General features: G+C 63.1%; 1 protein-coding gene. It reads right to left on the bottom strand.

The window, feature by feature from the left end; translation table 11 throughout:
• Window positions 1–22: 22 nt before the first annotated feature.
• Window positions 23–1231, bottom strand: coding sequence for an IS110 family RNA-guided transposase (locus tag TL10_RS29315; RefSeq protein ID WP_043988449.1), 1209 nt, complete (start codon window positions 1229–1231; stop codon window positions 23–25).
• Window positions 1232–1480 lie beyond the last annotated feature (249 nt).

The following is a 1480-nucleotide window of genomic DNA, read 5'->3' as shown; positions in this document are numbered from 1 at the left end:
GAAAGGACTCTCAATGACGTTGTCAAGCCGCTGCAGAGGCGATTTGATGCGCGTCGGGTTCCCAGGTCCGGTTGTCACGAATGAGTGCGTAGAGGACGTTCACGCGGCGGCGGGCCAGGCAGATGGTGGCCGGGATGGGCCGTTTGCCTTGGTCCCGCTTGCGCTGGTAGTACGCCTTAGAGGCGGGATCGCAACGGATCGCAGTCAGGGCGGACATATACATCACGCGACGGAGTCGTCGGCTGTAGCGCCTGGGTGTGTGCAGCCGGCCGGTGCGTTTGCCCGAATCTTTGGATACCGGGGCCAACCCGGCCCACGCTGCGAGCTGATCGGGCGATTCGAGCAGGGCGGGATCACCGACCACAGCGAGGAATTCAGCGCCGAGCCGGAACCCGATACCAGGCAGGCTGGTGATCACCTCGGCGAGCGGATGGCGGCGAAATCGTTCCTCGATGTCCGCGTCGGTGGTCTTGATGCGCTCATCGAGGCTCATCACCCCCTGCGCCAACTCGGCGACCAATCTCGCTCCAATATCCTCACCCGCCAGACCGACCGTCTGCGCCTTAGCGGCGGTCACCGCGGCGGCCGCGATCGTGGCGGCGTTACGCACCCCGGCCGCATCCAGCATCTTGGTCAACCGCGAAACACCAGTTCGGCGAATCGTTTTCGGGCGTTGGTAGTGAGCCAGCAGTACCGCCCATCCCCGATCCTGGGTCAGCTCAGCGACACGTTCCAGTGCCGGGCACACGGCCAGCAGCTGTTGGCGCAGCCGGTTGATGGTGCGAGTGCGGTCGGCCACCAAGTCCGCACGATGGGCGGTGAGCATGCGCAGTTCGGTGATCAGGTCATCACCGGGACGCAGGACCGGAAGGTCCTCACCACGCATCCGGGATTGATCGGCGATCACCCGGGCGTCTTTGGCATCGGTCTTGGATTCACCACCGCGGTAGGTGACCGAGGCCTGCCACACCTGCCGGCCCGCCAGGTAGCGCACCGTCTTACCAGCTTCAGCGAGCACCGTGAGCAGCAGGGCGGCGTAGACGTTGCTCAGGTCCACCGTCCAGGACACCTCACTGGCAAGCTCGTCAACCTCGGTGACCAGGTCGCGGATCGTGCGTTCGTCGTTGACGAACTTGCGCGACAACATCATGTTGCCGTTGCCGTCGACGACGCATACCCAGTGATGTTCTTTGCCGACGTCAATCCCAGCCCACACCTGGTTTTCTGTCACGGAACCTCTTTTCGCTTGTCTGCCAACAGGATCCCCACGGACAACCTCGCCGGCATTTCCTTAAACAAGCGATCACATCGCAGATCTCAATCAGCGGCCCGAGGAAGTCCAGGTGGGCCGGGCGGCCAGTCCTTTCAAGCCGCACCACCGGGCCGGCAAACAACCCACAAGCCTTACCCGACCCACCCGGGTCGCAGCACACCGTAACTGCCGTAACAGCTCGAAATAACTGCAACTACAAACTTAAGG

This window comes from Mycolicibacterium llatzerense (assembly GCF_000878195.1).
Classification (GTDB): Bacteria; Actinomycetota; Actinomycetes; order Mycobacteriales; family Mycobacteriaceae; genus Mycobacterium; species Mycobacterium llatzerense.
Note: the sequence above shows the minus strand (reverse complement) of the source record. Positions and strands in the feature narration are given on the sequence as shown.